Raw genomic sequence first — 25853 nt, 5'->3', positions numbered from 1 at the left:
GAAGGGTCGCGTTCAAACTCAGACTATTGCTCCAGATTCAGCATCCGCCGCTCATCGCCGGATCGACCGGGCCCGGGCCCCGGTGCGTCGAAATGCCAGTTCGAATCTGGTCCGCCGAGCTCGATCGGCGGTGGTCCAACGGCAGGACGCGACGCCATGACGACTGACCCGGGCTCTCAAGTGTGCCGGCGTGTGATGTGAGTGGCATCAACAGGGTCCGGGGGCAGGCTACGCCCTCGGACCCGCTCCTTTTCCGCGGGCCGCGCGCCCACCTACTGCCGGTAGCCGCTCAGGAAGCGGCCGATGCGGCTGATCGCCGCGTCGAGGTCGTCGGCGTACGGCAGGGTCAGGATGCGGAAGTGGTCCGGGCGGGGCCAGTTGAAACCCGTGCCCTGCACGACCTGGATCTTCTCGCGCAGCAGCAGGTCGAGGACGAACTTCTCGTCGTCGTGGATCCGGTGCACCTTCGGGTCGAGGCGCGGGAAGGCGTAGAGCGCGCCCTTCGGCTTCACGCAGGAGACGCCGGGGATCTCGTTGAGCTTCTCCCAGGCCTTGTCGCGCTGCTCGTGGAGCCTGCCGCCGGGGGCGGTGAGCTCGTGGATGGACTGCCGGCCGCCGAGCGCGGCCTGAATGGCGTACTGGGCGGGGGCGTTCGGGCACAGCCGCATGGAGGCCAGCATGGTCAGGCCCTCCAGGTAGCTCTTCGCGTGCTGCTGCGGACCGCTCACGACCAGCCAGCCGGACCGGAATCCGGCCACGCGGTAGGTCTTGGAGAGCCCGCCGAAGGTGAGCACGACGAGGTCGGGGGCGAGGGAGGCGGCCGGGTGGTGGACGGCCTCGTCGTAGACGATCTGGTCGTAGATCTCGTCGGCGAAGACCATCAGTCCGTGGCGGCGGGCGAGGTCGAGAATGCCCTCGACGATCTCACGCGGATAGACCGCGCCCGTGGGGTTGTTGGGGTTGATGATCACGACGGCCCGGGTGCGGTCGGTGATCTTCGCGGCCATGTCGTCCAGGTCCGGGTACCAGTCGGCCGACTCGTCGCAGAGGTAGTGCACGGCCTTGCCGCCCGAGAGGGTGGTCACCGCCGTCCACAGGGGGAAGTCGGGGGCGGGGATCAGGACCTCGTCGCCGTCCTCCAGAAGCGCCTGGACGGCCATGGAGACCAGCTCGGAGACGCCGTTGCCGAGAAAGACGTCGTCGACGTCGACCTCCGGCAGTCCCATCGACTGGTAGCGCTGGGCGACCGCCCGGCGGGCGGAGAGGATGCCGCGGGAATCGGTGTAGCCGTGGGCCTTCGGGAGCATCCGGATCATGTCCTGGACGATCTCCTCGGGCGCCTCGAAGCCGAAGAGCGCGGGGTTTCCGGTGTTGAGACGCAGGACGCTGTGGCCCGCCTCCTCCAGGGCGTTGGCGTGCTCGATCACCGGGCCCCGGATCTCGTAACAGACCTCGCTCAGCTTGCTCGACTGCCGGAACTCCATGCGACGACCTCCCCAGACTATTGATGCTTGGTTTTACCAAGTTCGAGCTTGGAAAGTCCAACAACTTGTCTAGACTGCGTCGCATGCCCCGCCGCCGAAGCTATGACCAGTACTGCGCCGCCGCCCGTGCCCTCGACGTCGTCGGCGACCGCTGGACGCTGCTGATCGTCCGCGAACTCCTCGCCGGGCCGCGTCGCTACACGGATCTGCACGCCGATCTGCCGGGCGTCAGTACGGACATGCTGGCCGGCCGGCTCAAGGACATGGAGGGCGCCGCCGTCGTCACGCGCCGCCGCCTGCCCCCGCCCGTCTCGGCGTACGTCTACGAGCTCACCCCGCGCGGGCGTGAACTGCTCCCCGTCCTGCGGGCACTGGCCGCGTGGGGCGCGCCCGAACTGCAGGAGCCCCGGCCCACCGACGCGGTCCGCGCCCACTGGTTCGCCATCCCGCTCATCGGGGCCCTGGAGGGCGTGGTGGCGGGTGTGGTGCATGTGACCGTGGACGAGGGGGATTTCCACGTACGGGTCGGGGGCGACGGGCCGCCCGCGTACGGTGACGGACCGCCGGCCGATCCCGCCGACGTGCTGCTGCGGACGGACTCCGCGACCTGCCGGGCCCTCGCGGGCGGGGAGACGACACTTGCCCAGGCGGTACGGGACGGCCGGATCGAGGTGACCGGAGACGGCGGTCTCGCCGGTCCGCCGCACTCTCCGGCCCACCCGGAGGAGCTCATGGGGCTCACGCCCGGCTCGCGGGCGAGCGGGGCCGGTCTGTGACAAGGTCAGGCCCGTGCGATTCGAAGCGATCACCTGGGAGCGCCTCTCCGATGCCCTGGCCGCGCACGTCGACGGCGCGACCCCCGGTGACGGGAGTGCCTGGCTGAAGGTCGGCATCGACGGGGCGCCCGCCGCGCCCGCCGGGGAGACCGCCGAGCGCATCGCCGAGGCGCTGCGGCTGCGCGGCCGGTCCGTGCTCGTCGTCGGCACCGAAGGGTTCCTGCGGCCCGCGTCACTCCGTTACGAGTACGGGAAGCAGGACCCCGACTCGTACTACAGCGGGTGGTTCGACACCGGAGCGCTCTGGCGCGAGGTGTTCGGGCCGCTGGAGGCAGGCGGCAGCGGACGCGTCCTGCCCGACCTGTGGGACCCCGTCACCGACCGCGCCACCCGCAGCCCCTACGTCGAACTACCGCCGGGCGGAGTCCTCGTGGTGCACGGGCCGTTCCTGCTCGGGCACTGGTTCCCCTTCGACGCGACCGTGCATCTGAGGCTCTCGCCCGGAGCCCTCGCGCGCCGCACCGAGGAGCCCTGGACCCTGCCCGCCTACGAGCGGTACGAGCACGAGGTCGGCCCGTCCGAGGCCGCCGACGTGGTCGTGCGCGCCGACGACCCGCGCCACCCCGCCTGGACGGGCCTGCCCCGCTAGGGTCCGGACCGTATGGTCGTCCGCCCGAAGGACGTCGCGAGCCAGGCCGGAGTTGCCGGCCACGACCTAGGGCGACGGCGGCCGGCCGCCCACCAGCGTCACCGCCTCCGCCCCCGCCTGGCAGCCCGCCTCGGCGGCCTCCACGGCGTCCGCGCCCGCGAGCCGGGCCGCGAGGAACGCGCCGGTGAAGGCGTCACCCGCGCCCGTGGAGTCCACCGGCCGTACGTCCGGGGCCGGTACGCGACCGGTGACCGCGCCCGCCTCGGCGACCAGCGCGCCCGCGGCGCCCAGGGTGACCGCGACGAGCGGGAACGTACGGCTCAAGGCCTCCGCCGCCTCGGCCGGATCCGCGCGGCCGGTGAGCAGCCGGGCCTCGTCGGCGTTCGGGAACAGCGCCTGCACGCCCCGTGCGGCCGCCAGGAACCGGTCCGACCCGAGCCTCTCCAGGAACCCCACGGAGGCCGGGTCCACGCTCACCGGGACCCCCGCCTCCCGTGCGCCCCGCACAGCCCGGTGGGCGGCGGCACGGCTCGACTCGGCGAAGAACAGATACCCGGAGAGATGGAGCAGGGCCGTCCCGTCCAGGAACGTGTCGGCCCAGTCGTCGGGTGAGAGGCGCAGCGCCGCGCCGCTGTCGGTCAGGAACGTGCGCTCGGCGCTCGCGTCGACCAGGGATATCACCGTCGCCGTACCGGCCTCCGCGTCCGGGACGAGCAGCGGGCGCACGCCCGCCCGGCGCAGCGCCAGGTCGTGCCAGCCGGCCTCGTCCGTGCCGACCCGGCCCAGCAGCCGTACCTGCGGGCAGCCCGAACGCGCCGCCCAGCACGCCACGTTGGCCCCCGCTCCGCCCGGCACGCGCCGGATCTCGGCGGCCGTGTCGGTCGCGGGCGCCAGCGGCGTCCGGTGCCGGGCGACGATGTCGGTGACCACGTCACCGACGACCAGCAGACCGGTCATTCGCCGTCGGCGGCGTGGGCCGCCGCGATCCGCGCGGCGAGCCGCACGTTGCCGCGCACCGCCGCGAGGTTCGCCTCCAGGGACGCGCCGTCCGTGTGCACCATCAGGTACTCCAGCAGGAACGGCGTCACGGCCTGCCCGCCGATGCCCTTGTCCTTCGCCGCCGTGAGGCCCTGTGCGAGGACCCGGTCGTGCAGGGCCGGATCCAGCTGCTCGTCCACCGGCACCGGGTTGGCGACGATCAGCGCGGCGTGCGGCTCGCCGAGGGCGTCCTTCGCCCGTATCACGCCCGCGACCTCCTCGGGCGTCCGCAGCGTCCAGTCGACCGGCTCCCCGGAGGAGGCCAGATAGAAGCCGGGGAAGTGCTCCGTCCCGTATCCGACCACCGTCACGCCCAGGGTTTCGAGGCGCTGCAGCGTCGCCGGGACGTCGAGGATCGACTTGACCCCCGCGCACACCACCGTGATCCCGACCCGGGAGAGGAGCCGCAGATCGGCCGACTCGTCCTGGGTCTCGGTCCACTCGCGGTGCACCCCGCCGAGCCCGCCGGTCGCGAAGACCCGGATACCGGCCGCGTCCGCCAGCCACGCCGTCGCGGAGACCGTCGTCGCCCCGGTCACCCCCGTCGCGAGTGCGGGCGCGAGATCGCGGTGGCCCAGCTTCCGCACCGCCGGGTCCTCGGCGATCCGGACCAATCCGCCCTCGTCGAGCCCGACATGCGCCACCCCGTCGATCACCGCGATCGTCGCGGGCACGGCGCCGCCGTCCCGTACCAGGGACTCAAGCTCCTTTGCCACGGCCAGATTGCGCGGGCGCGGCAGCCCGTGGGCGATGATCGTGGACTCCAACGCGACAACGGGCCGCCCCGCACGGAGCGCCTCCCGCACCTCTTCGGACACCTGTGTGGACATGTCCCATTCCTGGCGCGACCGGACACCACTCAAACCTCCCGGCGCGGGGTGCGAGCGGGACACGGGCCCGCACCGGTGGCGTGTTTCAGCCACAGCGCGGCAGGCCGGGCAGTCGGCCCGCGTCGACCACCTGGATCACCGGGCGGGAGCCGGCGGTCTTGGCGTTGCCGAGGCTGTACGCCACCGCCAGCGCGCCGCCCCTGGCCTGGGCGTAGCCGTACGCCGGAGTGATCCGTGCGTACGAGCCCGCGCTCAGGTCCAGGGCGTACGAGGTCTCCGGGGTGCGCCAGGTGACCAGACGGCCGCTGATGCGCAGTTGGTCCATGCCGTCGACGGCCGGGGAGGTGGTCACGACGGCCGTCGGCCGCGCGTCGCCCGACCGCCACACCATGAGCCGGGGCGCGGACTCGCCCTCGACCCAGGCCCAGGTCCCGCCGTCGGAGACGACGGAGCGGATGTCCCGGAGCGCGGCCAGAGGTCCGGGCAGCGGGGCGGGTCTGCCGTCCGTGAGGGAGACGGCGGCCAGCCGGGTTCCGGAGCCCACCGACTCGCGCCACGCGAGCAGCGCGCCCGCGGCGAACGGCGTGTCCATCACACCCGTACGCACAGCGCGTGGGGCGCCGCCGGCTGCGGGGGCCGCGTACACCGTGGCCTTTCCCTCGCCGACCCCCTGCGTCCAGTGGACCGTGCCGTCGCGCACGACCGGCTGGGGGAGGGGGCCCGGGCGGTCGGCGCGGGCGAGCCGGCGGGACGTACCCGTCTCGGCGTCCCACACGTAAAGGCTCCACGGGCTGTCCAGGGTCCGGCCTTCCAGGACGGCGAACGCGGCCCAGCGGCGTCCGTCGAAGTCGGCCGCGAGCAGCTGGTGTTCGACCGGGTCGGCGAGGTCGAGCAAGGTGCGGGGCTCGCCGGGGGGTTCGCCGCCTCCGCGTACGAGGGCGGCCCGGCGGCGGTCGCCGGCGGTGAGCTGGACGGCCGTCCAGCCGGGACCGGTGTCGGTCAGCACCGCCCGTTCTCCGGCGGGGGTGCGCAGCTCGCCCGCGGCGAGCGCGGAGCGCCACGCGGCGGGCAGGCCCACCTCGCACGCGGCGCTCAGCACGGCCGGCGCCGTCGGCCGGGGCGCAGGGGCGGTGGACCGCCGGTCCGGCGTCGGGTCCGGTCCGGGCCGTGCCGACGAGCACCCCGCGAACAGGAGGCCCGTCAGCAGCAGGGCGAGGGCCCGGGCCCTGGTGGGCGAGGACGGCCCGGGCGGCCTACCAGACGTAGCCACGGCCGCCCATGATGGTGGTGATGGTGTCGGACGAGATGCGTGCCGACTTGGGGACGGAGCCCGCCCACGAGATCACGCTGGTGCTCACCCCGCCCACCGGGTCGAGGTAGTTGACCTGTCCGGCGGCGGTGTCCGTGTTGTAGCCGTCGATCGAGACCCAGTGGAATATCTCGATGTTCGGGTGGCCGACGAGGTGGGGGCCGCCCGGGACCTCCCAGGCGTTGCCCGCTATCGCGTAGTCGTTGTCGGTGTTGTGGGTGATGTGCTGCTTGAAGTTCGCCTTGTCGGTGGCGGTCGGGGTGTACGGCAGCGCCTTGGGTACGTAACCGGCCCCGGGGAGGCGGTTGTTCAGCGCGTCCGCCATCGGATAGCCGGTCGGGTTGGGCACGTTGATGTTGATGCCGTACCAGGCCGTGCCGTTGGTGGTGGTCTTGAGCAGGGTCGCCGCGTCCTGCTGCGAGCGGCCCGCGACCTCGTCGCGGGCGGACTGGGTGATCACGAGGGTGGCGGGTCCGCACCAGTACGAGTTCTTCTGCGACTGGTGGAGCCCGCCGGAGAGCTTGTAGCCGGCGAGCGCGGCCCGGGTGCGGACACCGTCGAAGCCTCTGGCCGCCTGGGCCTCCTTGGCGGCGCTCAGTCTCTGCTGGGCCGGGGTGAGGCGCTGCGGGCCGAGGGTGTCGTGCGCGGCCTTGTAGGAGGCGCCGGGGGCCGGCGACTGGCGGGCGTCCGGGCCGGCGGCGGCCTGGGCGGTGGGGGCGGCGCCGACGACGGCGAGGAGCGCGGCGGTGGTCAGGACCGCGGTGCGGCGGGCGGTGCGGGGGGTGAGGGATATCGCGGGCATCGCACTCTCCTGTCGGAGGTGGGGGAGGAGGTCACGAGGGAGTTTGACGCGCGCACGCCAAGCGGGACAGGGGGCTCGGCGGATTCCCCCCGACCAACATTGGGCGCACCAAAGGCGCCACGCGTGACCAGCGGGGACATCGGTCCGTAACCTCCCCCGCCACCCCCGGTTTTCGGCCGTGCGGCGCCGCGACGCCGCCCTCGGCGGTGTGCGCGTATGAGCGATTCCGCCCCCGAGGGGGCCGAGGTGTCCATCTGTCACCTATACGTCGCCGGGCCGGTCGGCTACGACCCGAGATACGCCAACTGGGGGGCGTCCGGCACCGTGTACGAAATCGGTGGCCGGGCCCCCGTCGTGACCGGCCGGGGCGGCGAGCGCCTGCCCCGGGCTCCGGCAGGAGCCCAGCTCCGCCCCCTCGGGCGCTGCCCGCAGGCTGTACTTCGGATTCCGTCGCCGGTGGGCGGTCCGGCGAAGTCTCCTGGTCAGAAGGGAAGTGGAGTCGATTCCTCCAGCCCGTCCCGGCCGTGGACCGGCCCTGAGCCCCCGCTACAGTCACCGCCCATGACGACACACGACCAGCCCTCCTTCGCGGTCCACATCCCCGACGCGGAGCTGGAGCCCGAGCCGCTCGACCCCGCCCAGATCGTCTCCGGAACGCCCGAGGTGACCGGCAAGGTCCTCTGGGAGTCCGCCGACGGCACGCAGGTGCGCGGCATCTGGCAGATCACCCCCGGCGTGGTGACCGACACGGAGGCCAACGAGCTCTTCGTCGTCGTCAGCGGGCGCGCCACCGTCGCCGTCGAGGGCGGTGCCACGCTGGAGATCGGCCCGGGTGACGCGTGTGTGCTGCGCGAGGGGGACCGGACCACCTGGACGGTCCACGAGACGCTGCGCAAGGCGTACCACATCAGTCTCTGAGCGCCCGGGGACATTGGATCCAGGATCCATGATCCGATATCCATGATCATGGATCCGATATCCAATATCCGCCGCCGGCAGGGGCGGTCAGGCTCGTCGCAGGACTCCGCGTACCGCCAGCGCCGCCATCGGCAGCAGCAGGCACGCGCCCACCACGTTCAGCCAGCCGTAGCCCGCCTCGGCCACGATCAGCCCGGCCATCAGGCCGCCGACTCCGGCGGCGGTGTTCATGATGAAGTCCGACAGGCCCTGCACCGCGGCCCGGGCGGCCTGGGGCACGGAGTCCGTGAGCAGGGCCGAGCCTGACACCAGGCCCGCCGACCAGCCGAGCCCCAGAACGAAGAGCCCCGCCCCGATCTGCCCGTGGCTCGGGCCCGCCGTGCCGGCGAGGAGCGCGGCCACGGAGAGGAGTCCGACCGCGAGCCCGATGACGGAGAGCCGGCCGAGGCGGTCCGACAGCCAGCCCATGAGGGGCGAGAAGGCGTACATGCCGGCGATGTGGCCGCTGATCACCAGGCCGATCAGCTGGATCCCGGCGCCGTGGTGGCTCAGCGCCACCGGGGTCATCGACATGATCGAGACCATCGCCGTGTGCGAGGCGGCCACGGTCACCAGCGCGAGGCGGGCGCCGGGGGACTTCCGTACGGCCCGCATGCCCGCCTTCAGCGAGCGGGCGTCGGCCTCCTGGTCCTCCTCGGGCGCCGCCAGCGCGCGGGCCGTCAGCAGCGGGTCGGGGCGCAGCAGCACCGCCACCACGAGCGCGGCGACGATGAAGACGCCGGCCGCCCAGACGAAGGGTCCGGCCGCCGCGGGGATGCCGAGCCCGGCCACGCTCTGACCGGCGGGCGCGGCGATGTTGGGCCCGAGGACCGCGCCGATGGTCGTGGCCCAGACGACCGTGGAGATGGCCCGCCCCCTACGGTCCGGTTCGGCGAGGTCGGCGGCGGCGAACCGGGCCGCGAGGTTCGCCGAGGACGCGGCGCCGAACCCGACAAGACCCGCGAGGAGCAGCGGGAAGCTGTCGACGACCGCCCCGAGGACGACCACTCCGGCGCCGAGCGCCCCGATCAGATAGGCCAGGACGAGTCCCGGCCGCCGCCCGCGCGCACCCATGAGGGCGGCCAGCGGCATCGCGAGCAGCGCGGGACCGGCCACCGAGGCCGTCGAGGCGAGGCCCGACAGCGCCTCCGAGCCACTGACGTCCTTGGCCAGGACGGCGGCGAGGGCGATACCGGTGGCGATGCCGAGTCCGCCGAGGATCTGGCCGGCGATCAGAACGGCCTGCGTGCGCCGCCGGAGCGCCTGTATCCGCCCGGCGGCCGCCGGAACGGGCTCGGGTATTTCGGTCGGAAGCGCGTCGGCGGGGCCGGTATGAGCGCCGGTGGCGTCAGCTGCGTCAGGGGCATCGGGGCTGTTGGTCACCGACGTGAGTGTGCCAGGCGCCCCCGCTCCCGAGAATGCCCCGCCGGCCCCTAGAAGAGCGGCTGCGGCAGTACGCCCTCCAGTGCCAGCAGCGTCCGCTTGGTCTCCAGGCCGCCTCCGAAGCCGCCGATCCCGCCGTCGCTCTCCACCACCCGGTGGCACGGCACGACCAGTGGCAGCGGGTTGGCGCCCATCGCCGCCCCCACCGCCTGGGCGGCGCCCGGCTGCCCGACCCGCTTCGCCATGTCCCCGTACCCGACGACCGCCCCGAACGGCACCCCCTCCGCCAGCTCACGCAGCACCTGGCGGTTGAAGTCCGTCGTCAGCGTCCAGTCGAGCGGCAGGTCGAACGCCTTCCGCGCTCCCGCGAAGTACTCGCCGAGCTGCCGTATCGGCTCGGCGAGCCGGCCCGTGGCGGTGTGCACCGGCTCCGCGCCGAGCCGCCCCGCCAGCCGGTCGACCGCCGCCTCCCGCACCGCCTCGTCGGCGTGGAAGACCACGCTCACCAGGCCGCGATCGGTCGCCGCGAGCAGCAGCGGGCCGACGTCACTCGGCACGACCGCCCATTCCACCGTGGTGTCCATGGACCTCACCGTACGACCGGCCACTGACATCGCGGTCATCACGGCCCGGTCTCGTCTCGGTCTCACCGCCGCCAATTCCCGGACCTCGTGGTCGCACGGCCCCCGGCGCGCCATAATCTCGCCCCGGTAGCACTACTCAGCGGTACCGACTGATTTCGGACGACGTGAACCACGGGGTGGAGGACGGACGCTCATGCAGGGCACGGTCGACGGTTTCAGTTACGGCCTCGTCACACCGGTCGCCGCCTTTCTCATGGCCTGCCTCGGCGGAGCCCTGGGCCTGCGCTGCACCACAAGATCCCTGCGTCACCGCGACACCTTCAAAGCCGGCTGGCTCGCCCTGGGGGCCACGTCGATAGGGACCGGGATCTGGACGATGCACTTCATCGCCATGATCGGTTTCTCCGTCGACCAGGCGCCCATCAGCTACGACCGCCCCATCACCTTCGCCAGCCTGGGCGTCGCCATCCTGATGGTCGGCATCGGCATCTTCATCGTCGGCTACCGCGGCGCCACCCCGCTCACCCTGGTCACCGGCGGCACCATCACCGGCCTCGGCGTCGCGACCATGCACTACCTCGGCATGGCCGGAATGCGGCTCCAGGGGACCATCGACTACGACACGCTCACCGTCGCCCTTTCCGTCATGATCGCCGTCGTCGCGGCCACCACCGCACTCTGGGCGGCCGTCTCGGTCCACGGATTCCTGGCCAGCGTCGGCGCCAGCCTCGTGATGGGCCTCGCCGTCAGCGGCATGCACTACACCGCCATGGCCGCCGTCAACGTCCATGTCCACGGCCTGGGCGACGGCGCGGACGGCGGCGACACCGCCACCTCGCTCCTCCTGCCGATGCTGATCGGCCCCGCCGTCTTCCTGCTCCTCGCCGCCGTGGTCGTCATGTTCGACCCGCTGCTCGTGATGGGCGAACCGGACTGGCAGCGCCCCACCGCCCACGGCCCCCGCCGGCCCGGCGTGCCCGCCCCGCGCCGCGCTCCGGCCTACGGCGAGCCCGCGAACTGGTCCGCCCGGCGGCCCCCGGGACGCGCTGCGCGTGGCGTCCGCAAGAGCGCCGGCCGGGGCGCGCATCGCTCCCAGGAGTGGTGAGAAGCGGGCCTCCGAGCGCCCCCTTGAGCCGTTGGCGGCCCGACTGTCAGTGGGGGGTCGTACGGTGGTTCCATGCGGCCCGTTTCCCAGATCGAACGTACGGTGGCGCCCTTCGAGGTCGTCAGCCCCTACCAGCCCAGCGGCGACCAGCCCGCGGCGATCGCCGAGCTCGACCGGCGCATCCGCGCGGGTGAGAAGGACGTCGTCCTCCTCGGCGCGACCGGCACCGGAAAGTCCGCGACCACCGCGTGGATGATCGAGAAGCTGCAGCGCCCCACACTCGTGATGGCGCCGAACAAGACGCTGGCCGCCCAGCTGGCCAACGAGTTCCGCGAGCTCCTGCCGAACAACGCGGTCGAGTACTTCGTCTCGTACTACGACTACTACCAGCCCGAGGCGTACGTCCCGCAGTCGGACACCTACATCGAGAAGGACTCCTCGATCAACGAGGAGGTCGAGCGGCTGCGCCACTCCGCGACGAACTCGCTGCTGACCCGCCGGGACGTCGTCGTGGTCGCCTCCGTCTCCTGCATCTACGGCCTGGGCACCCCTCAGGAGTACGTGGACCGGATGGTCCCGCTCAAGGTCGGCGAGGAGATCGACCGGGACCAGCTGCTGCGCCGCTTCGTCGACATCCAGTACACGCGCAACGACCTGGCGTTCACCCGGGGCACCTTCCGGGTCCGCGGCGACACCATCGAGATCTTCCCGGTCTACGAGGAGCTCGCCGTCCGTATCGAGATGTTCGGCGACGAGATCGAGGCGCTCTCCACCCTCCACCCGCTCACCGGCGAGGTCATCAGCGACGACACAGAGCTGTACGTCTTCCCCGCCAGCCACTACGTGGCGGGACCCGAGCGCATGGAGAAGGCGGTCAACGGCATCGAGCGCGAGCTGGAGGTCAGGCTCGCCGAGCTGGAGAAGCAGGGCAAGATGCTGGAGGCCCAGCGTCTGCGCATGCGCACCACGTACGACATCGAGATGATGCGCCAGATCGGCTCCTGCTCCGGCATCGAGAACTACTCGATGCACTTCGACGACCGCGAGCCCGGCTCCGCCCCGAACACGCTCCTCGACTACTTCCCCGAGGACTTCCTGCTGGTCATCGACGAGTCGCACGTCACCGTGCCGCAGATCGGCGCCATGTACGAGGGTGACGCCTCCCGCAAGCGGACCCTGGTCGACCACGGCTTCCGGCTGCCCTCCGCGCTCGACAACCGCCCGTTGAAGTGGGAGGAGTTCCAGGAGCGGATCGGCCAGACCGTCTACCTCTCGGCCACCCCCGGCACGTACGAGCTGTCGCGCTCCGACGGCTTCGTGGAGCAGATCATCCGCCCCACCGGCCTCGTCGACCCCGAGGTCGTCGTCAAGCCCACCGAGGGCCAGATCGACGACCTGGTCCACGAGATCCGGCTGCGTACCGAGAAGGACGAGCGGGTCCTCGTCACCACGCTCACCAAGAAGATGGCCGAGGACCTCACCGACTACTTCCTGGAGCTCGGCATCCAGGTCCGCTATCTGCACAGCGATGTCGACACCCTGCGCCGCATCGAGCTGCTGCGCGAGCTGCGGGCCGGCGAGTACGACGTCCTGGTCGGCATCAACCTGCTCCGTGAGGGCCTCGACCTGCCCGAGGTCTCGCTCGTCGCCATCCTCGACGCCGACAAGCAGGGCTTCCTGCGCTCGGGCACCTCGCTGATCCAGACCATCGGCCGCGCGGCGCGCAACGTCTCCGGACAGGTCCACATGTACGCGGACACCGTCACGCCGGCGATGGAGAAGGCCATCGACGAGACCAACCGCCGCCGCGAGAAGCAGGTCGCGTACAACACGGCCAACGGCATCGACCCGCAGCCGCTCCGCAAGAAGATCAACGACATCGTGGCCACCATCGCCCGCGAAGAGGTCGACACCGAGCAGCTCCTCGGCACCGGCTACCGCCAGGGGAAGGACGGCAAGGGCGCCAAGGCACCTGTCCCCTCCCTCGCCGCGCACGCGCCCAAGGGCAAGGCCAAGGGCGGCTCCGCGGGCTCCACGGTCGAGCTCGGCGACCGCCCGGCGACCGAACTCGCCGCGATCATCGAGGAGATGACCGACCGGATGCGCGCCGCCGCGGCGGAGCTGCAGTTCGAGGTCGCCGCCCGGCTGCGGGACGAAGTGGGAGAGCTGAAGAAGGAGTTGCGCCAGATGAAGGAGGCGGGACTCGCGTGACGCCCGGGGCGCCTCCGGGCGTCCGGTGTGTTGCAAGACCGACACAAAACCGCGCCCTCACTCCTGCGTTGTCAGTGCCCCTGCGTAGGGTGCTGCACAACCGCACGCACAGCGGAGGCGGCGGCGGGGATCGCTAGAGAGGGGACAGCGCGTGACGGTCAACATGACCAAGGGTCAGGCCATCAGCCTGGAGAAGCAGGGCGGCGGCAGCCTGACGTCCGTACGGATGGGACTCGGCTGGCAGGCGGCGCCCCGTCGCGGCCTGTTCGGTTCGCGTACGCGTGAGATCGACCTGGACGCCTCCGCGGTGCTCTTCGCCGACAAGCAGCCGGTCGACGTGGTCTTCTTCCGTCACCTGGTCAGTGACGACGGCTCGGTCCGGCACACCGGTGACAACCTGGTGGGCGGCGCGGGCTCGGGCGGTGACGACGAGTCGATCCTGGTCGACCTCCAGCGCGTCCCCGTCCACATCGACCAGATCGTCTTCACGGTGAACTCCTTCACCGGACAGACCTTCCAGGAGGTGCAGAACGCCTTCTGCCGGATCGTCGACGAGACGAACGGCCAGGAGCTCGCGCGCTACACCCTGGACGGCGGCGGCCAGTACACCGCGCAGATCATGGCGAAGGTGCACCGGGCGGGCTCGGGCTGGCAGATGACGGCCCTGGGCAACCCGGCCAACGGCCGGACGTTCCAGGACCTCATGCCCGCGATCCTGCCGCACCTTTAGTCCGGCACCGCACACCCGTCCACAGCTCCCGGAGGCAGCAGGCCGCCGGGAGCTGTCCCGCATCACCATTCACATCCGAGGGGACAGAGCCGATGACGGCCGAGCTGGTCCGGGGGCAGAACCACCCCCTGCCCGACACCCGACTGGAGATCCGGGTCTCGGCCGGACATCCGGTCGTCGCCGGAGCCACCCTTGCCGACGAAGGGGGCCGGGTCGCCGGGATCGAGTGGATCGCCCACCCCGGCTCGCCCGCGCTGCCCGGCGTCGAGGTCTCCCAGCAGGCCGCCGCCGACCACCGCCTCGCCGTCGACCTGGACGCCGTCCCGGCCACCGTGCACCGTCTCTCGGTCCTGCTGGCGCTGCCCGTCGGCATCGGCGGACCCACGCGCTTCGGCGCCCTCGCGGCCCCCTTCGTCGCCGTCACGGGCCTCGACGGCACCGAGATCGCCACGTACACGGTCACCGGCCTCGACCGCGAATCCGCCGTCGTCGCCCTGGAGCTGTACCGACGCCAGGGCGCCTGGAAGGTGCGCGCCATGGGTCAGGGGTACGAGGGCGGTCTCGCCGCGATGCTCGGAGACCAGGGGCTCCAGCGCCCCGCCGACCTGGCCGCCTCGATCCTGGAGGCCGTGTCCCGGGGCGCGGCCCGCTCGGTCTCCGCCCCGCCGCCGCGTGTCCCCGAGGCCGAGCGCGTACGCCACTCGGCGCCGACGACGGCCGCCGAGCCGAGGCCCGTGGCGGACCCGGCGCCGACGCTGCCGGTGAGCTCGCCGACGTCACCGCCCCCGCCGTCCTCAACGACGCCGACGAGCACGGGTGGCGGCCCCATCAGCTACGCCCACCCCCGCCGCGCGGCCGCCCCCGAGCCGCCTCGGCAGGCCCCGCCCGTCCCCGTCGCGGGAGACGCCGGCGGCTGGTCCATGGACGAGCGGCTCTACAACCAGGTGTGGGGCATGTTCGAGGACCTCGCCCGCACCACCGCCGCGTACCGCAGCGCCTGCGACTTCGCCGAGTCCCGGCTCGACAAGGAGCTCGACGGCGTGCTCTCCGACCCGCGCAGCCGCATCGGCGGCGCCGGGGACGCCGCCCGCCAGGCGGCCCGCGCCAAGCACGACGAACTCACCGCGCGCGCCCAGGAGGTCCTGGACCGGGACCTGGACCAGCTGGCCGCCGAGTCCGAGGTCGTCGAACCGGCGCTGCCCGCCGCCTACGCCCGCTGGGACAACCCCGTCTGGCACGCCTACCGGGTCCCCATGGAGGCCCCGATGGCCGTACGCCTCGGCGATCTCCACCTCCCCGAGCGGACCGATCTGCGCATCCCGATGCTGGTCCGGCTCCCGCTGGAGCGCGGGCTGTGGGTGGACGCGGGACGCGGGCACTCCGAGGCGGCGGGGCTGCTCGACGAGGCCGAGCTGCGGCGGCTCGCGATGGAGACCGCGGTCGCGCACGCGGCGCGGCTGCTCGCCGTGTACCCGCCCGGAGAGTTCACGGTCCATGTCGTCGACCCGGCGGGCTCGGGCGCCGCGGCGCTCGCCCCGCTGGTCGAGGCGGGCGTGCTGGCCGGCCCGCCGGCCGCCGGAGCGGCCGGGGTCTCGGCCGTCCTCGCCCAGCTCACCGAACGGGTCGACCTGGTGCAGATGGCGCTGCGGGCGGGCGCCCCCGACGCGCTGCCGCCCGGTCTGGACACCGCCGAGCAGTTGCTGATCGTCCATGACTTCCCGCACGGCTTCGACGACCGTGCGGTGACCCGGCTCCGGTACCTCGCGGACGAGGGCCCGGCGGTCGGCGTCCACCTCCTGATGGTCGCGGACCGCGAGGACGCCTCCGCGTACGGTCCGGTGCTCGATCCGCTGTGGCGTTCGCTGCTGCGGATCACCCCGGTGCCGGACGACCACCTCGCCGATCCGTGGGTCGGCCATGCCTGGACGTACGAGCCGCCGCGCTTCCCGGCGGGCAGCCGGGTGCTGTCCCAGGTCCTCGCGCAGGTGGCCGAGTCCCGTCGCCAGTGGGGCCGCTGACCTGCGCCTTTGGGTCCTCTTTACCCATCCCTTTACCTTCTCTTGGTTCTTCGGGTAGTCTTCTTGGCGCGGAGGGGAGTACTCCCCGTTGCGCGGCGTTCCCGTCAATACGGACGTACCCCGAGCGGGGACGATCCCGGGGCGTCGGCCCGGCCCGTCGCGTACGGCCTGGGTGGAAGAGACCTCCGGCAGCGACGACGCTGATCAGTAGCCGTACGACGCCGGAGGCGCAGTGGACGTTTCAACGACTCTCTGGGTGCTGACCATTCTTGGTCTGGGCGCCCTCATCGCGATCGACTTCTTCATCGGGCGCAAGCCCCACGACGTGTCGGTCAAGGAAGCCGGAATCTGGTCGATCGTCTGGATCGTCCTGGCCGTCCTGTTCGGCCTCGGCCTGCTGTTCTTCGGCAACAGCCAGGCGTCCGGTGAGTTCTTCGCCGGATTCATCACCGAGAAGTCGCTCAGCGTCGACAACCTCTTCGTCTTCGTCCTGATCATGGCGAAGTTCTCGGTGCCCTCCCACCTCCAGCAGCGTGTGCTGCTCGTGGGGGTGCTGATCGCCCTGGTCCTGCGCGCGATCTTCATCGCCGCCGGCGCCGCGATCATCGCCAGCTTCTCCTGGGTCTTCTACATCTTCGGCGCGTTCCTGATCTACACCGCCTGGAAGCTCATCCAGGAGGCGCGCTCCGACGAGGAGGAGGACGAGTTCGAGGAGAACCGTCTCCTCAAGACCATCGAGAAGAAGTTCGGCGTCGCGGACAAGTACCACGGCACGAAGCTCTTCATCAAGGTCAACGGCAAGCGGGTGCTGACGCCGCTGATGGTCGTCATGCTCGCCATCGGCACGACCGACGTCCTCTTCGCCCTCGACTCGATCCCGGCGATCTTCGGCCTGACCCAGGACCCGTACATCGTCTTCACCGCCAACGCCTTCGCCCTGATGGGTCTGCGACAGCTGTACTTCCTGATCGGCGGCCTGCTCAAGAAGCTGGTCCACCTCAGCTACGGCCTGTCGGTGATCCTCGGCTTCATCGGCGTGAAACTGGTGCTGCACGCACTGCACGAGTCCGGGGTGCACGTCCCCGAGATCTCCATCCCGTTCTCGCTCGCGGTCATCTGTGGTGTCCTGATCGTCACCACGATCACCAGCCTCATCGCCTCCAAGAGGCAGGCGCAGCGCGAGGCCGCCGAGGCCTCGACGTCCCCCGCCGCCGAGGCCGGGGAGACCGAGAAGGACAGCGTCGACGCCTGACGGCGTACGACACCGTAGGAACGCACCGCGGCCGGTGCGGGCGGCTCACCACCGCCCGCACCGGCCGCATCGCGTTCCAGGCGCTCCAGACGCTCTACGCGGGCACCCGCTCTGGTACCTCCGCCGGGACCGGAACGGTCTCCGGCAGCAGCGCGAAGCAGCCCAGGCTCACCAGCGCCACCACCGTCAGATACGCCGCCACGCCCCACGGCGGGCCCGCCCCCTCGGAGAGCGCCGTCGCCACGATCGGCGTCAGCGCCCCGCCCAGGACGCCCGCCAGGTTGTAGCCGACCGCCGCGCCCGTGCACCGCACCCTCGGCTCGTACAGCTCCGGGAGGTACGCGGCGATCACCGCGAACATCGTGATGAAGGCCAGCAGCGCGCCGACGAACCCGAGGAACATCAGCAGCGGCCGTCCCGTGTGCAACAGCGCGATCATCGGGAACATCCACACCGCCGAGGCCGCGCATCCGGCCAGGCAGAGCGGACGACGGCCGAACCGGTCGCCGAGCATCGCCACCGGTGGCGTCACGATCCCCGAGATCGCCACGGCCGCCATGACGCAGACCAGCATGGTCGTACGGCCGACCCCCAGCCGCTCGGTGCCGTAGGCCAGGGCCCAGGTGGAGACCGTGTAGAAGACCGCGTACCCGACGGCGAGCGCCCCGGCCGTGAGCAGGACCAGCCGCCAGTGGTCGCGCGCCACCTCGGTGAGCGGGGCGTCCGCCCGCCGGCCGGTCGCGCTCAGCTCCTCGAACTGCGGGGTCTCGGCCAGCGACGAGCGCAGCAGCAGTCCGCCGGCCGCGAGCAGCCCGGCCGCCCAGAACGGCACGCGCCAGCCCCACTCCCGGAACTGGGCGTCGGTGAGCGTGGCCGACAGCGCCAGCATCACGCCGTTCGCCAGGAGGAAGCCGACCGGCGGGCCGATCTGCGGAAAGCTCGCCCACAGCCCTCGCCGCCGCTCCGGTGCGTGCTCGGCGGTGAGCAGGACGGCCCCGCCCCACTCGCCGCCCAGGCCGAGCCCCTGCAGGAAGCGCAGCACGAGCAGCAGCGCGGGGGCGGCGATGCCGAGGGTCGCGTACGTCGGGACGAGGCCGACCGCCACCGTGGCGCAGCCGGTGAGCACCAGCGAGGCGAACATGACCGGGCGCCGCCCGTACCGGTCGCCGATGTGGCCGAAGAGCACGGAGCCGAGCGGGCGGGCCACGAAGCCGACGGCGAAGGTGCCGAAGGCGGCCAGGGTCCCGGCGACGGGGGAGAAGGTCGGGAAGAACAGCGGGCCGAGGACGAGCGCGGCGGCGGTCCCGTAGACGAAGAAGTCGAAGAACTCGATGGCCGTGCCGACGAGCGAGGCGGCGGCGAGCCGCGCCATGGAGGGAGCGGCGGGGGAGGCTTTGCCGTCGGGGGAACCGTTGGCGCCCGGGGCGTCCGCGGTCCGCCGATCGTGCGGATCGGACGGCGCGTCCGGGACGGCCGTGGCCTGGGCGGAGTGCGGCGGCGGAGAGTCCGGATCCGGGGACGGACGCGGAGAGTGACTATGGCGCATGTCGCGCCAACTACCCGGCGTGCGCCGGAGTTACGGGGGCGCGCGGGAGCACATGGTGATCGACCGTGCGCCTCCGCCGGTCAGGGGCGCCCGAGGGGTGTCACCAGCCCCGTGCGTGCCACTCGGGCAGGCTCGGTCGCTCGTCACCGAGCGTGGTGTCCTTGCCGTGGCCCGGGTACACCCAGCTCTCGTCCGGCAGGACCGCGAACAGCTTGGTCTCCACGTCGTGGATCAGGCTCGCGAAGGCCTTCGGGTCCTTCCGGGTGTTCCCGACGCCACCGGGGAAGAGGCAGTCGCCGGTGAAGACGTGCGGGTGACCGTGCGGGTCGTCGTAGATCAGCGCGATCGAGCCGGGCGTGTGCCCGACCAGTCGGCGGGCGGTCAGCGTGACCCGGCCGACCGTGATCGGGTCGCCGTCCTCGACCAGGACGTCGGTCGGGACGGGGATGCCCTCGGCGTCGTACGCCCCGGCGTACGTGCGCGCGCCGGTCGCCGCGACGACCTCGGCGAGTGCCTGCCAGTGGTCGCCGTGCTGGTGGGTGGTGACGACGGACGCGATGCCGTCGTCACCGATCAGCGTCAGGAGCGTGCCGGCCTCGTTGGCGGCGTCGATGAGCAGCTGCTCGCCGGTCGCCCGGCAGCGCAGCAGATACGCGTTGTTGTCCATCGGACCGACGGCGACCTTGGAGATCATCAGGTCCGTCAACTCGTGCACATCGGCGGGACCGCCGACCTTCACAGCTCCGCTGTACGTCATGGGTTCAGCCTATAGCGGGGGGAGGTCCGGGAGGCCGTCGCCGGCGAGGACCGCGAGGTGGGCGCCGGCGTCGCCCCGGCCGGACAGCCAGCTGAGCAGTTCGGCGCCGGTGCCCGCGAGGACGACGGGGGTGCCCTTGTCGCCGCCGGTCTTCCAACTGGGGGCGCTCTCGTCGTGTCCGAGGCGGAGCGTCACCGGCGGGACCTCGGCCTGGCCCGACCAGCGGTCGGTCAGGAAGTCGATCTCCCGCAGGACGAACTCCTCCGGCAGGTCCTCCAGCTCGTAGCCGATCCCGAGGTCGACGTGGTGCAGGTCCACCTCCACCCAGCGGCGGAAGGGGATGCGGGCCGCCCGGTCCGTGACGCCGTTGCGGAGCGCCACGATCCGGTCCCAGTCGGCGGGCTCCGCGCCCGCTGCCTGGAAGCGCTCGGCGCTCGCGCGGATGTCGGCGAGCTGCTCGGCGAGGGGCCGGGGGGCGTCGCGCTCGATGTCGGCGCCGCGGGTGGCGGCGTCGGGGTACATGGGGCGGCCCTGGAGAACGTTCACCAGAGCGTCGGCGTTGCGGGCGATGTGGGCCAGGACATGGCCGCGGGTCCAGCCGGGAAGCCGTGACGGCTCGGCGACCGCCGCGTTGTCCAGGGAGGCGGCGGCGTCGAGGAGTCGCTCGGTCGCTTCACGTACAGAGGCCAGGTCACGCACATGGTCGATCATGAGGCCGACCCTAGCGCCGCCACTCGTTCGGGTGAAGCGGTCGGAACGAGGCCAAGATTCGAATGTGCGTGCTATAGGCTCGGTGGAAGCATCCGGCATCCTTGGTTGTTGGGTACTCAGGCACATCCAGGCACATCCAGGCACCACCAGGTACCTCCAGGCATATCTGCGACCCGCACTTCTGTGCCCCCGCTCTCTCAAGAAAGGTGCGGACCGGCGTGGCCGACCGTCTCATCGTTCGTGGCGCTCGCGAGCACAACCTCAAGAACGTCTCGCTCGACCTCCCCCGTGACTCCCTCATCGTCTTCACCGGGCTGTCGGGGTCGGGCAAGTCCTCCCTCGCGTTCGACACGATCTTCGCCGAGGGACAGCGTCGGTACGTCGAGTCGCTCTCGTCGTACGCCCGGCAGTTCCTCGGTCAGATGGACAAGCCGGACGTCGACTTCATCGAGGGCCTCTCGCCCGCCGTCTCCATCGACCAGAAGTCGACCTCGCGCAACCCGCGCTCGACGGTCGGCACCATCACCGAGGTCTACGACTACCTCCGCCTGCTCTTCGCCCGCATCGGCAAGCCGCACTGTCCCGAGTGCCGCCGCCCGATCTCCCGCCAGTCGCCGCAGGCCATCGTCGACAAGGTCCTGGAGCTGCCCGAGGGCAGCCGCTTCCAGGTCCTCTCGCCGCTCGTGCGCGAGCGCAAGGGCGAGTTCGTCGACCTCTTCGCCGACCTCCAGACCAAGGGCTACAGCCGGGCCCGGGTGGACGGGCAGACCATCCAGCTCAGCGAGCCGCCGACGCTGAAGAAGCAGGAGAAGCACACGATCGAGGTGGTCGTCGACCGCCTCACCGTGAAGGACAGCGCCAAGCGCCGGCTCACCGACTCCGTCGAGACGGCCCTCGGGCTCTCCGGCGGCATGATCGTGCTGGACTTCGTCGACCTCGCCGAGGACGACCCCGAGCGCGAGCGGATGTACTCGGAGCACCTCTACTGCCCGTACGACGACCTCTCCTTCGAAGAGCTGGAGCCGCGCTCCTTCTCCTTCAACTCGCCCTTCGGCGCCTGCCCCGACTGCACGGGCATCGGCACGCGCATGGAGGTCGACCCCGAGCTGATCGTCCCGGACGAGGACCGCTCGCTCGACGACGGCGCCATCCACCCCTGGTCCCACGGCCACACCAAGGAGTACTTCGGCCGGCTCATCGGCGGCCTCGCCCAGGCACTCGGCTTCCGCACGGACCTGCCGTACGCCGCGCTCCCGGCGCGGGCCAAGAAGGCCCTGATGTACGGCCACAAGACCCAGGTCGAGGTCCGCTACCGCAACCGGTACGGACGAGAGCGGGCGTACACCACCCCGGCCTTCGAGGGCGCGGTCTCCTTCGTCAAGCGGCGGCACAGCGAGGCCGAGAGCGACTCCAGCCGTGAGCGCTTCGAGGGGTACATGCGCGAGGTGCCCTGCCCGACGTGCGAGGGCACCCGCCTGAAGCCGATCGTGCTCGCCGTCACCGTCATGGAGAGGTCCATCGCCGAGGTCTCCGCGATGTCGATCAGCGAGTGTGCCGAGTTCCTCGGCCGCCTGAAGCTGAACGCCCGGGACAAGAAGATCGCCGAGCGGGTCCTGAAGGAGGTCAACGAGCGGCTGCGGTTCCTCGTCGACGTCGGCCTCGACTACCTCTCCCTCAACCGCGCGGCCGGCACGCTCTCCGGCGGTGAGGCCCAGCGCATCCGGCTCGCCACCCAGATCGGCTCCGGTCTCGTCGGCGTGCTCTACGTCCTGGACGAGCCGTCCATCGGCCTCCACCAGCGCGACAACCACCGCCTCATCGAGACCCTGGTCCGGCTCCGGGACATGGGCAACACACTGATCGTGGTCGAGCACGACGAGGACACCATCAAGGTCGCCGACTGGGTCGTGGACATCGGCCCCGGCGCGGGTGAGCACGGCGGCAAGGTCGTCCACTCCGGCCCCTTGAAGGAGCTGCTCGCCAACAAGGAGTCGATGACCGGGCAGTACCTCTCCGGGCGCAGGGCCATCGGGACGCCGGACATCCGCCGCCCCGTGGACCCCTCGCGCCGGCTCACCGTGCACGGCGCCCGGGAGAACAACCTCCAGGACATCGACGTCTCGTTCCCGCTGGGCGTCCTCACGGCCGTCACCGGCGTCTCCGGCTCGGGCAAGTCGACGCTGGTCAACGACATCCTCTACACCCACCTGGCGCGCGAGCTGAACGGCGCCAAGTCGGTGCCCGGGCGACACACGCGCGTGGACGGCGACGACCTCGTCGACAAGGTCGTGCACGTCGACCAGTCGCCGATCGGCCGCACCCCGCGGTCGAACCCGGCGACGTACACCGGAGTCTTCGACCACGTCCGCAAGCTCTTCGCCGAGACCATGGAGGCGAAGGTCCGCGGCTATCTGCCGGGCCGGTTCTCCTTCAACGTCAAGGGCGGCCGCTGCGAGAACTGCTCCGGCGACGGCACGATCAAGATCGAGATGAACTTCCTGCCGGACGTCTACGTCCCGTGCGAGGTCTGCCACGGCGCCCGGTACAACCGGGAGACCCTGGAGGTCCACTACAAGGGCAAGTCCATCGCCGAGGTCCTGGACATGCCGATCGAGGAGGCGCTCGACTTCTTCGAGGCGGTCCCGACGATCGCGCGCCACCTGCGCACGCTCAACGAGGTCGGCCTCGGGTACGTCCGGCTCGGCCAGTCCGCGCCGACGCTCTCGGGCGGCGAGGCGCAGCGCGTCAAGCTCGCCTCCGAGCTCCAGAAGCGTTCGACGGGCCGCACGGTCTACGTCCTGGACGAGCCGACGACGGGTCTGCACTTCGAGGACATCTCGAAGCTGATCAAGGTCCTGTCGGGGCTGGTCGACAAGGGCAACTCGGTGATCGTCATCGAGCACAATCTCGATGTCATCAAGACCGCGGACTGGGTCGTCGACATGGGCCCCGAGGGCGGCAGCGGCGGTGGTCTGGTGATCGCCGAGGGCACGCCGGAGGAGGTCGCCTCGGTCCCGGCGAGCCACACCGGCAAGTTCCTCCGCGAGATCCTGGGCGCCGACCGCATCAGCGACGCGAGCGTCCCGGCAGCGCGGAAGGCGAACGGCGCCGCGAAGAAGGCGGCGGCGAAGAAGGTGGCGGCGAAGAAGGTGGCCGCACCTGCGAAGAAGGCCGCGGCCAAGAAGACGGTGAGCCGAGCGCGCAAGGCGTGACGCGTGACGAGCTGGGAACTCTACGTTCCCAGCTCGTTCGCGTACGGGGGTTCCGCGCCCGCGCGCGTGCACGTCAGGGCCGCTGCCTGGGCCGCGTACGTCAGGAGGGCCGACCAGTCGTCGGCGTCGAGGGACGTCACCGGGCGGTCGGCCAGGCCGTGCAACAGGGCGGCGTTCACCGTGTCGCCCGCGCCGATCGTGTCCGCGACCTCGACGCGTACCGCCGGTACCGACACCTCGCAGGACGGCGTGTGCACCGTCAGGCCGCCCGCCCCGCGCGTCACGACCACCGCCAACGGCCCTTGCTCCAGCCACCGAGCCGGAGAGCCGCCCAGCCAGGCCGCGTCCTCCTCCGAGAGCTTGAGAAGCGAGACGTGGGGCAGCCAGGACGCGAAGCGCTCCCGGTAGGCGGCCGCGTCCGGGATCAGGCCCTGCCGGATGTTGGGGTCGAGGAAGGTCAGGACACCCCGCCCCGACTCCCGCCGCAGCAGCGCCTCGTACGCGCTCGCCCCCGGCTCCAGCGCCAGCGAACACGTGCCGAACGACACCGCCCGTACGCCCTCGGGCAGCCGCTCGGGCAGTGCGAAGAGCCGGTCGGCCGTGCCCTCGACGTAGAAGCCGTACTCCGCCGAGCCGTCCGCGCCCACCGAGGCGACCGCGAGCGTCGTCGGCTCCGGTCCGCGCTGGACGAGCCCCGTCCCGACCACGGCCTCCCGCAGCCCCTCCATCAGGGCCTCGCCGAACGCGTCCGTCGACACCCGTGAGCAGAAGGTGGCATCGGCGCCCAGCCGGCCGAGGGCCACGGCCGTGTTGTACGGGCCCCCGCCTCTGCGGGGCACCAGCGCGGCCATCGGCCCGGGCGCGGCCCCGTCCGGGACGAGATCGATCAAGGACTCACCGGCGACGACGATCACGCCGTGAACGTAACCCATGCCCCACCGGCCACGACAGCCCCCTCGCAGCCCCCGCGCAGGCCCGCCAGGACGCGCCGGTATCGTCGGTTCGGTCACCCCTTGCCCCGATCCCACCGTGGAGCGCTCATGTCCGGCCAGTCCACCCGCCGCACCGTTCTGAAAGGCGCCGCCCTCGCGGGTGCCGCCGGGCTGGGTGTCGCCGCCTGCTCCACGGAGTCCAAGCTCGGGCACGCCCAGGTCCCGACCCCGACCGCCCCGGTGACCCTCGGCGCCCCCGAGGACGTACCCGTCGGCGGAGCCAGGCTCTACCGCGAGCAGCGCGTCCTGGTGAGCTGCCCGGCCGAGGGTCAGTACAAGGCCTTCAGCGCCCAGTGCACCCACGCCGGCTGCGTCCTCGACAAGATCGAGAACAACGAGGGCAACTGCCCCTGCCACGGCAGCCGCTTCGACGTCACCACCGGCAAGGCCCTCCAGGGCCCGGCGACGGTCCCGCTCCCCGAGGTTCCGGTCCGCGTCGAGGGCGGAAAGCTCGTCGCGGGTCCGGAGGCGTAAGGCGCGGGTCCCGTGGCATGAGGCGCCGCCGCGCGCGGTCGCCTACGCCCAGTCCCAGTCGATCCCCAGGATCCCCGGCCGTACCCCCTGCTCCACCAGGTGCACCGTGCGGTGCCGCCCGCTCAGCGTCAGATCCGAGCGGCCGCCGCGCGGCGCGCCCGCCGAGGCCTGCGCGAAGCGCCGGCACCGCACCGGCAGCGCCGCCTCGTCGAACCGCACCTGCAGGACGTACTGCCCGCCCGCGAAGCTGAACCCCCGCACGTACTCGCCGCACGGGCCCCCGGTCCCGTCCTCGAATCCGTAGCCGAAGACGTACGTCTCCCCGGCCCGCAGCCGCGCGTCGAACAGCAGCTCCGCGACGACGACACCCGTCTCCGCGTGCCACCGCACCCGCCCGGTACGGCAGTTCTCCGTCGCCCGGACCTCCACCCGCGAGGGATCGCAGCCCGGATCGCCGTGGTGGATGGCCAGATAGCGGTCGATCCCGTCCCGGTGCGCCCGCACCACGTGCTGCGAGTCCCGCCCCACCAGCTCCCGCGCCGCCCCTATCCGTACCCGCTCGTGATGGCCGACCGTGTGCAGCCCGCCGTCCACCGGCGACTCGAGCTCGGCGAGCAGCGCCTCCACCGCCCCCGAGGCCTCCACCAGCGAGCGGTACGAACGGGCCGCCGGCCGCTCCACGTCACCGCGGGCGGCCGCGTCCTCGGTGAGCAGCCGGATCAGCGAGTTCCCCGGCAGCTGAAGGACCTCCTCCAGGGCGCGGACGGCCTTCATCGACTCCGGCCGCTGGGGGCGGCGGGCGCCCTGCTGCCAGTAACTGAGGCTGGTCACCCCGACCTTGACGCCCCGGTGGGCCAGGTGGTGCTGCACCCGCTGGAGCGGCAGGCCGCGCACCGCGAAGGCCGTGCGCAGTGCCAGATGGAACGGCCCGGTGTGCAGCAACTGCGCCAGATCGGCCTCGGTGTGTCCCACGGGACTCCTCAGTGAACGTTCACGACGGCTCGGCGGACCGTCGCGCCGCCGGGGGCGGGCC

At 72.0% G+C, this 25853-nt stretch carries 22 protein-coding genes; 10 read left to right on the top strand and 12 right to left on the bottom strand.

Annotated elements, in window-relative coordinates:
* Nucleotides 1-272: 272 nt before the first annotated feature.
* Nucleotides 273-1484 (bottom strand): pyridoxal phosphate-dependent aminotransferase, encoded by a 1212-nt coding sequence (locus ACWF79_RS12350; RefSeq protein ID WP_453728017.1) that lies wholly within the window; start codon nt 1482-1484, stop codon nt 273-275.
* Nucleotides 1485-1567: 83 nt separating this feature from the next.
* Between ACWF79_RS12350 and ACWF79_RS12345 the strand changes: the two genes are divergently transcribed.
* Together ACWF79_RS12345 and ACWF79_RS12340 are read left to right on the top strand one after the other, a co-directional pair.
* The gene (locus ACWF79_RS12345) at nt 1568-2260 is read left to right on the top strand and encodes a winged helix-turn-helix transcriptional regulator (RefSeq protein ID WP_453728016.1); all 693 of its coding nucleotides are present in this window, start codon (nt 1568-1570) and stop codon (nt 2258-2260) included.
* 13 nt (nt 2261-2273) lie between these two features.
* A complete protein-coding gene (locus ACWF79_RS12340) occupies nt 2274-2909 on the top strand; it encodes a uridine kinase (RefSeq protein WP_453728015.1) in 636 nt (211 codons plus the stop codon).
* 66 nt (nt 2910-2975) lie between these two features.
* Here ACWF79_RS12340 and ACWF79_RS12335 read toward each other — a convergent pair whose 3' ends face one another.
* From ACWF79_RS12335 to ACWF79_RS12320, 4 genes are all read right to left on the bottom strand, one after another.
* On the bottom strand, nt 2976-3866 hold the full coding sequence (locus tag ACWF79_RS12335) for a carbohydrate kinase family protein (RefSeq protein WP_453728014.1): 891 nt from the start codon (nt 3864-3866) through the stop codon (nt 2976-2978).
* Nucleotides 3863-4777, bottom strand: coding sequence for a pseudouridine-5'-phosphate glycosidase (locus ACWF79_RS12330; RefSeq protein WP_453728013.1), 915 nt, complete (start codon nt 4775-4777; stop codon nt 3863-3865). The genes ACWF79_RS12335 and ACWF79_RS12330 overlap by 4 nt, the downstream gene beginning before the upstream one ends.
* Nucleotides 4778-4862: 85 nt before the next feature.
* Nucleotides 4863-6047, bottom strand: a complete 1185-nt coding sequence (locus ACWF79_RS12325) for a hypothetical protein (protein WP_453728012.1) — start codon at nt 6045-6047, stop codon at nt 4863-4865.
* On the bottom strand, nt 6031-6888 hold the full coding sequence (locus ACWF79_RS12320; RefSeq protein WP_453728011.1) for a hypothetical protein: 858 nt from the start codon (nt 6886-6888) through the stop codon (nt 6031-6033). The genes ACWF79_RS12325 and ACWF79_RS12320 overlap by 17 nt, the downstream gene beginning before the upstream one ends.
* Before the next feature lie 561 nt (nt 6889-7449).
* Here ACWF79_RS12320 and ACWF79_RS12315 point away from each other — a divergent pair.
* Nucleotides 7450-7806, top strand: a complete 357-nt coding sequence (locus ACWF79_RS12315) for a cupin domain-containing protein (protein ID WP_453728010.1) — start codon at nt 7450-7452, stop codon at nt 7804-7806.
* An 87-nt stretch (nt 7807-7893) separates the two neighbouring features.
* Here ACWF79_RS12315 and ACWF79_RS12310 read toward each other — a convergent pair whose 3' ends face one another.
* Both ACWF79_RS12310 and ACWF79_RS12305 read right to left on the bottom strand, forming a co-directional pair.
* Nucleotides 7894-9147 carry an MFS transporter gene (locus ACWF79_RS12310; protein ID WP_453728105.1) on the bottom strand — a complete coding sequence of 418 codons (1254 nt, stop codon included), beginning with the start codon at nt 9145-9147 and terminating at the stop codon, nt 7894-7896.
* A 131-nt stretch (nt 9148-9278) separates the two neighbouring features.
* Entirely contained in the window at nt 9279-9812 is a 534-nt protein-coding gene (locus ACWF79_RS12305; RefSeq protein WP_453728009.1) for a methylated-DNA--[protein]-cysteine S-methyltransferase, read from the bottom strand.
* Nucleotides 9813-10005: 193 nt separating this feature from the next.
* Here ACWF79_RS12305 and ACWF79_RS12300 point away from each other — a divergent pair, with 193 nt between their 5' ends.
* The 5 genes from ACWF79_RS12300 (at nt 10006) to ACWF79_RS12280 (ending at nt 17128) form a co-directional block, all read left to right on the top strand.
* A complete protein-coding gene (locus ACWF79_RS12300) occupies nt 10006-10917 on the top strand; it encodes an MHYT domain-containing protein (RefSeq protein ID WP_453728008.1) in 912 nt (303 codons plus the stop codon).
* 72 nt (nt 10918-10989) lie between these two features.
* The gene (uvrB, locus tag ACWF79_RS12295) at nt 10990-13128 is read left to right on the top strand and encodes an excinuclease ABC subunit UvrB (protein ID WP_453728007.1); all 2139 of its coding nucleotides are present in this window, start codon (nt 10990-10992) and stop codon (nt 13126-13128) included.
* A gap of 151 nt (nt 13129-13279) precedes the next feature.
* Nucleotides 13280-13858 (top strand): TerD family protein, encoded by a 579-nt coding sequence (locus ACWF79_RS12290; protein ID WP_401431825.1) that lies wholly within the window; start codon nt 13280-13282, stop codon nt 13856-13858.
* Between the two features lie 92 nt (nt 13859-13950).
* Nucleotides 13951-15876, top strand: coding sequence for a TerD family protein (locus ACWF79_RS12285; RefSeq protein ID WP_453728006.1), 1926 nt, complete (start codon nt 13951-13953; stop codon nt 15874-15876).
* A gap of 232 nt (nt 15877-16108) precedes the next feature.
* Nucleotides 16109-17128: a TerC family protein gene (locus ACWF79_RS12280; RefSeq protein ID WP_453728005.1), complete on the top strand. Its 1020-nt coding sequence runs from the start codon at nt 16109-16111 to the stop codon at nt 17126-17128.
* A 94-nt stretch (nt 17129-17222) separates the two neighbouring features.
* Here ACWF79_RS12280 and ACWF79_RS12275 read toward each other — a convergent pair whose 3' ends face one another.
* The 3 genes from ACWF79_RS12275 to ACWF79_RS12265 all read right to left on the bottom strand — a co-directional run bounded on the left by ACWF79_RS12275 (nt 17223) and on the right by ACWF79_RS12265 (nt 20142).
* On the bottom strand, nt 17223-18500 hold the full coding sequence (locus ACWF79_RS12275) for an MFS transporter (protein ID WP_453728004.1): 1278 nt from the start codon (nt 18498-18500) through the stop codon (nt 17223-17225).
* A 274-nt stretch (nt 18501-18774) separates the two neighbouring features.
* Complete coding sequence (locus ACWF79_RS12270; protein ID WP_453728003.1) at nt 18775-19431, bottom strand: MBL fold metallo-hydrolase; 657 nt, start codon at nt 19429-19431, stop codon at nt 18775-18777.
* A gap of 9 nt (nt 19432-19440) precedes the next feature.
* Nucleotides 19441-20142, bottom strand: coding sequence for a maleylpyruvate isomerase family mycothiol-dependent enzyme (locus tag ACWF79_RS12265; protein ID WP_453728002.1), 702 nt, complete (start codon nt 20140-20142; stop codon nt 19441-19443).
* Between the two features lie 218 nt (nt 20143-20360).
* Between ACWF79_RS12265 and uvrA the strand changes: the two genes are divergently transcribed.
* Nucleotides 20361-23354 (top strand): excinuclease ABC subunit UvrA, encoded by a 2994-nt coding sequence (uvrA, locus tag ACWF79_RS12260; RefSeq protein WP_453728001.1) that lies wholly within the window; start codon nt 20361-20363, stop codon nt 23352-23354.
* 20 nt (nt 23355-23374) lie between these two features.
* Here uvrA and ACWF79_RS12255 read toward each other — a convergent pair whose 3' ends face one another.
* The gene (locus ACWF79_RS12255; RefSeq protein ID WP_453728104.1) at nt 23375-24268 is read right to left on the bottom strand and encodes a carbohydrate kinase family protein; all 894 of its coding nucleotides are present in this window, start codon (nt 24266-24268) and stop codon (nt 23375-23377) included.
* A 126-nt stretch (nt 24269-24394) separates the two neighbouring features.
* Between ACWF79_RS12255 and ACWF79_RS12250 the strand changes: the two genes are divergently transcribed.
* Nucleotides 24395-24820 carry a Rieske (2Fe-2S) protein gene (locus ACWF79_RS12250; RefSeq protein WP_453728000.1) on the top strand — a complete coding sequence of 142 codons (426 nt, stop codon included), beginning with the start codon at nt 24395-24397 and terminating at the stop codon, nt 24818-24820.
* A gap of 42 nt (nt 24821-24862) precedes the next feature.
* Here ACWF79_RS12250 and ACWF79_RS12245 read toward each other — a convergent pair whose 3' ends face one another.
* Nucleotides 24863-25792, bottom strand: a complete 930-nt coding sequence (locus ACWF79_RS12245; protein WP_453727999.1) for a hypothetical protein — start codon at nt 25790-25792, stop codon at nt 24863-24865.
* Between the last annotated feature and the right edge of the window lie 61 nt (nt 25793-25853).

Source organism: Streptomyces sp. NPDC054975, assembly GCF_053609105.1.
Note: the sequence above shows the minus strand (reverse complement) of the source record. Positions and strands in the feature narration are given on the sequence as shown.

Coding starts and splice junctions, on each gene's coding strand:
- ACWF79_RS12350 (WP_453728017.1), bottom strand. CDS start 1,484: ATGGAGTTCCGGCAGTCGAGCAAGCTGAGCGAGGTCTGTTACGAGATC.
- ACWF79_RS12345 (WP_453728016.1), top strand. CDS start 1,568: ATGCCCCGCCGCCGAAGCTATGACCAGTACTGCGCCGCCGCCCGTGCC.
- ACWF79_RS12335 (WP_453728014.1), bottom strand. CDS start 3,866: ATGACCGGTCTGCTGGTCGTCGGTGACGTGGTCACCGACATCGTCGCC.
- ACWF79_RS12330 (WP_453728013.1), bottom strand. CDS start 4,777: ATGTCCACACAGGTGTCCGAAGAGGTGCGGGAGGCGCTCCGTGCGGGG.
- ACWF79_RS12320 (WP_453728011.1), bottom strand. CDS start 6,888: ATGCCCGCGATATCCCTCACCCCCCGCACCGCCCGCCGCACCGCGGTC.
- ACWF79_RS12315 (WP_453728010.1), top strand. CDS start 7,450: ATGACGACACACGACCAGCCCTCCTTCGCGGTCCACATCCCCGACGCG.
- ACWF79_RS12305 (WP_453728009.1), bottom strand. CDS start 9,812: ATGGACACCACGGTGGAATGGGCGGTCGTGCCGAGTGACGTCGGCCCG.
- ACWF79_RS12300 (WP_453728008.1), top strand. CDS start 10,006: ATGCAGGGCACGGTCGACGGTTTCAGTTACGGCCTCGTCACACCGGTC.
- uvrB (WP_453728007.1), top strand. CDS start 10,990: ATGCGGCCCGTTTCCCAGATCGAACGTACGGTGGCGCCCTTCGAGGTC.
- ACWF79_RS12285 (WP_453728006.1), top strand. CDS start 13,951: ATGACGGCCGAGCTGGTCCGGGGGCAGAACCACCCCCTGCCCGACACC.
- ACWF79_RS12275 (WP_453728004.1), bottom strand. CDS start 18,500: ATGGCGCGGCTCGCCGCCGCCTCGCTCGTCGGCACGGCCATCGAGTTC.
- ACWF79_RS12270 (WP_453728003.1), bottom strand. CDS start 19,431: ATGACGTACAGCGGAGCTGTGAAGGTCGGCGGTCCCGCCGATGTGCAC.
- ACWF79_RS12265 (WP_453728002.1), bottom strand. CDS start 20,142: ATGATCGACCATGTGCGTGACCTGGCCTCTGTACGTGAAGCGACCGAG.
- ACWF79_RS12250 (WP_453728000.1), top strand. CDS start 24,395: ATGTCCGGCCAGTCCACCCGCCGCACCGTTCTGAAAGGCGCCGCCCTC.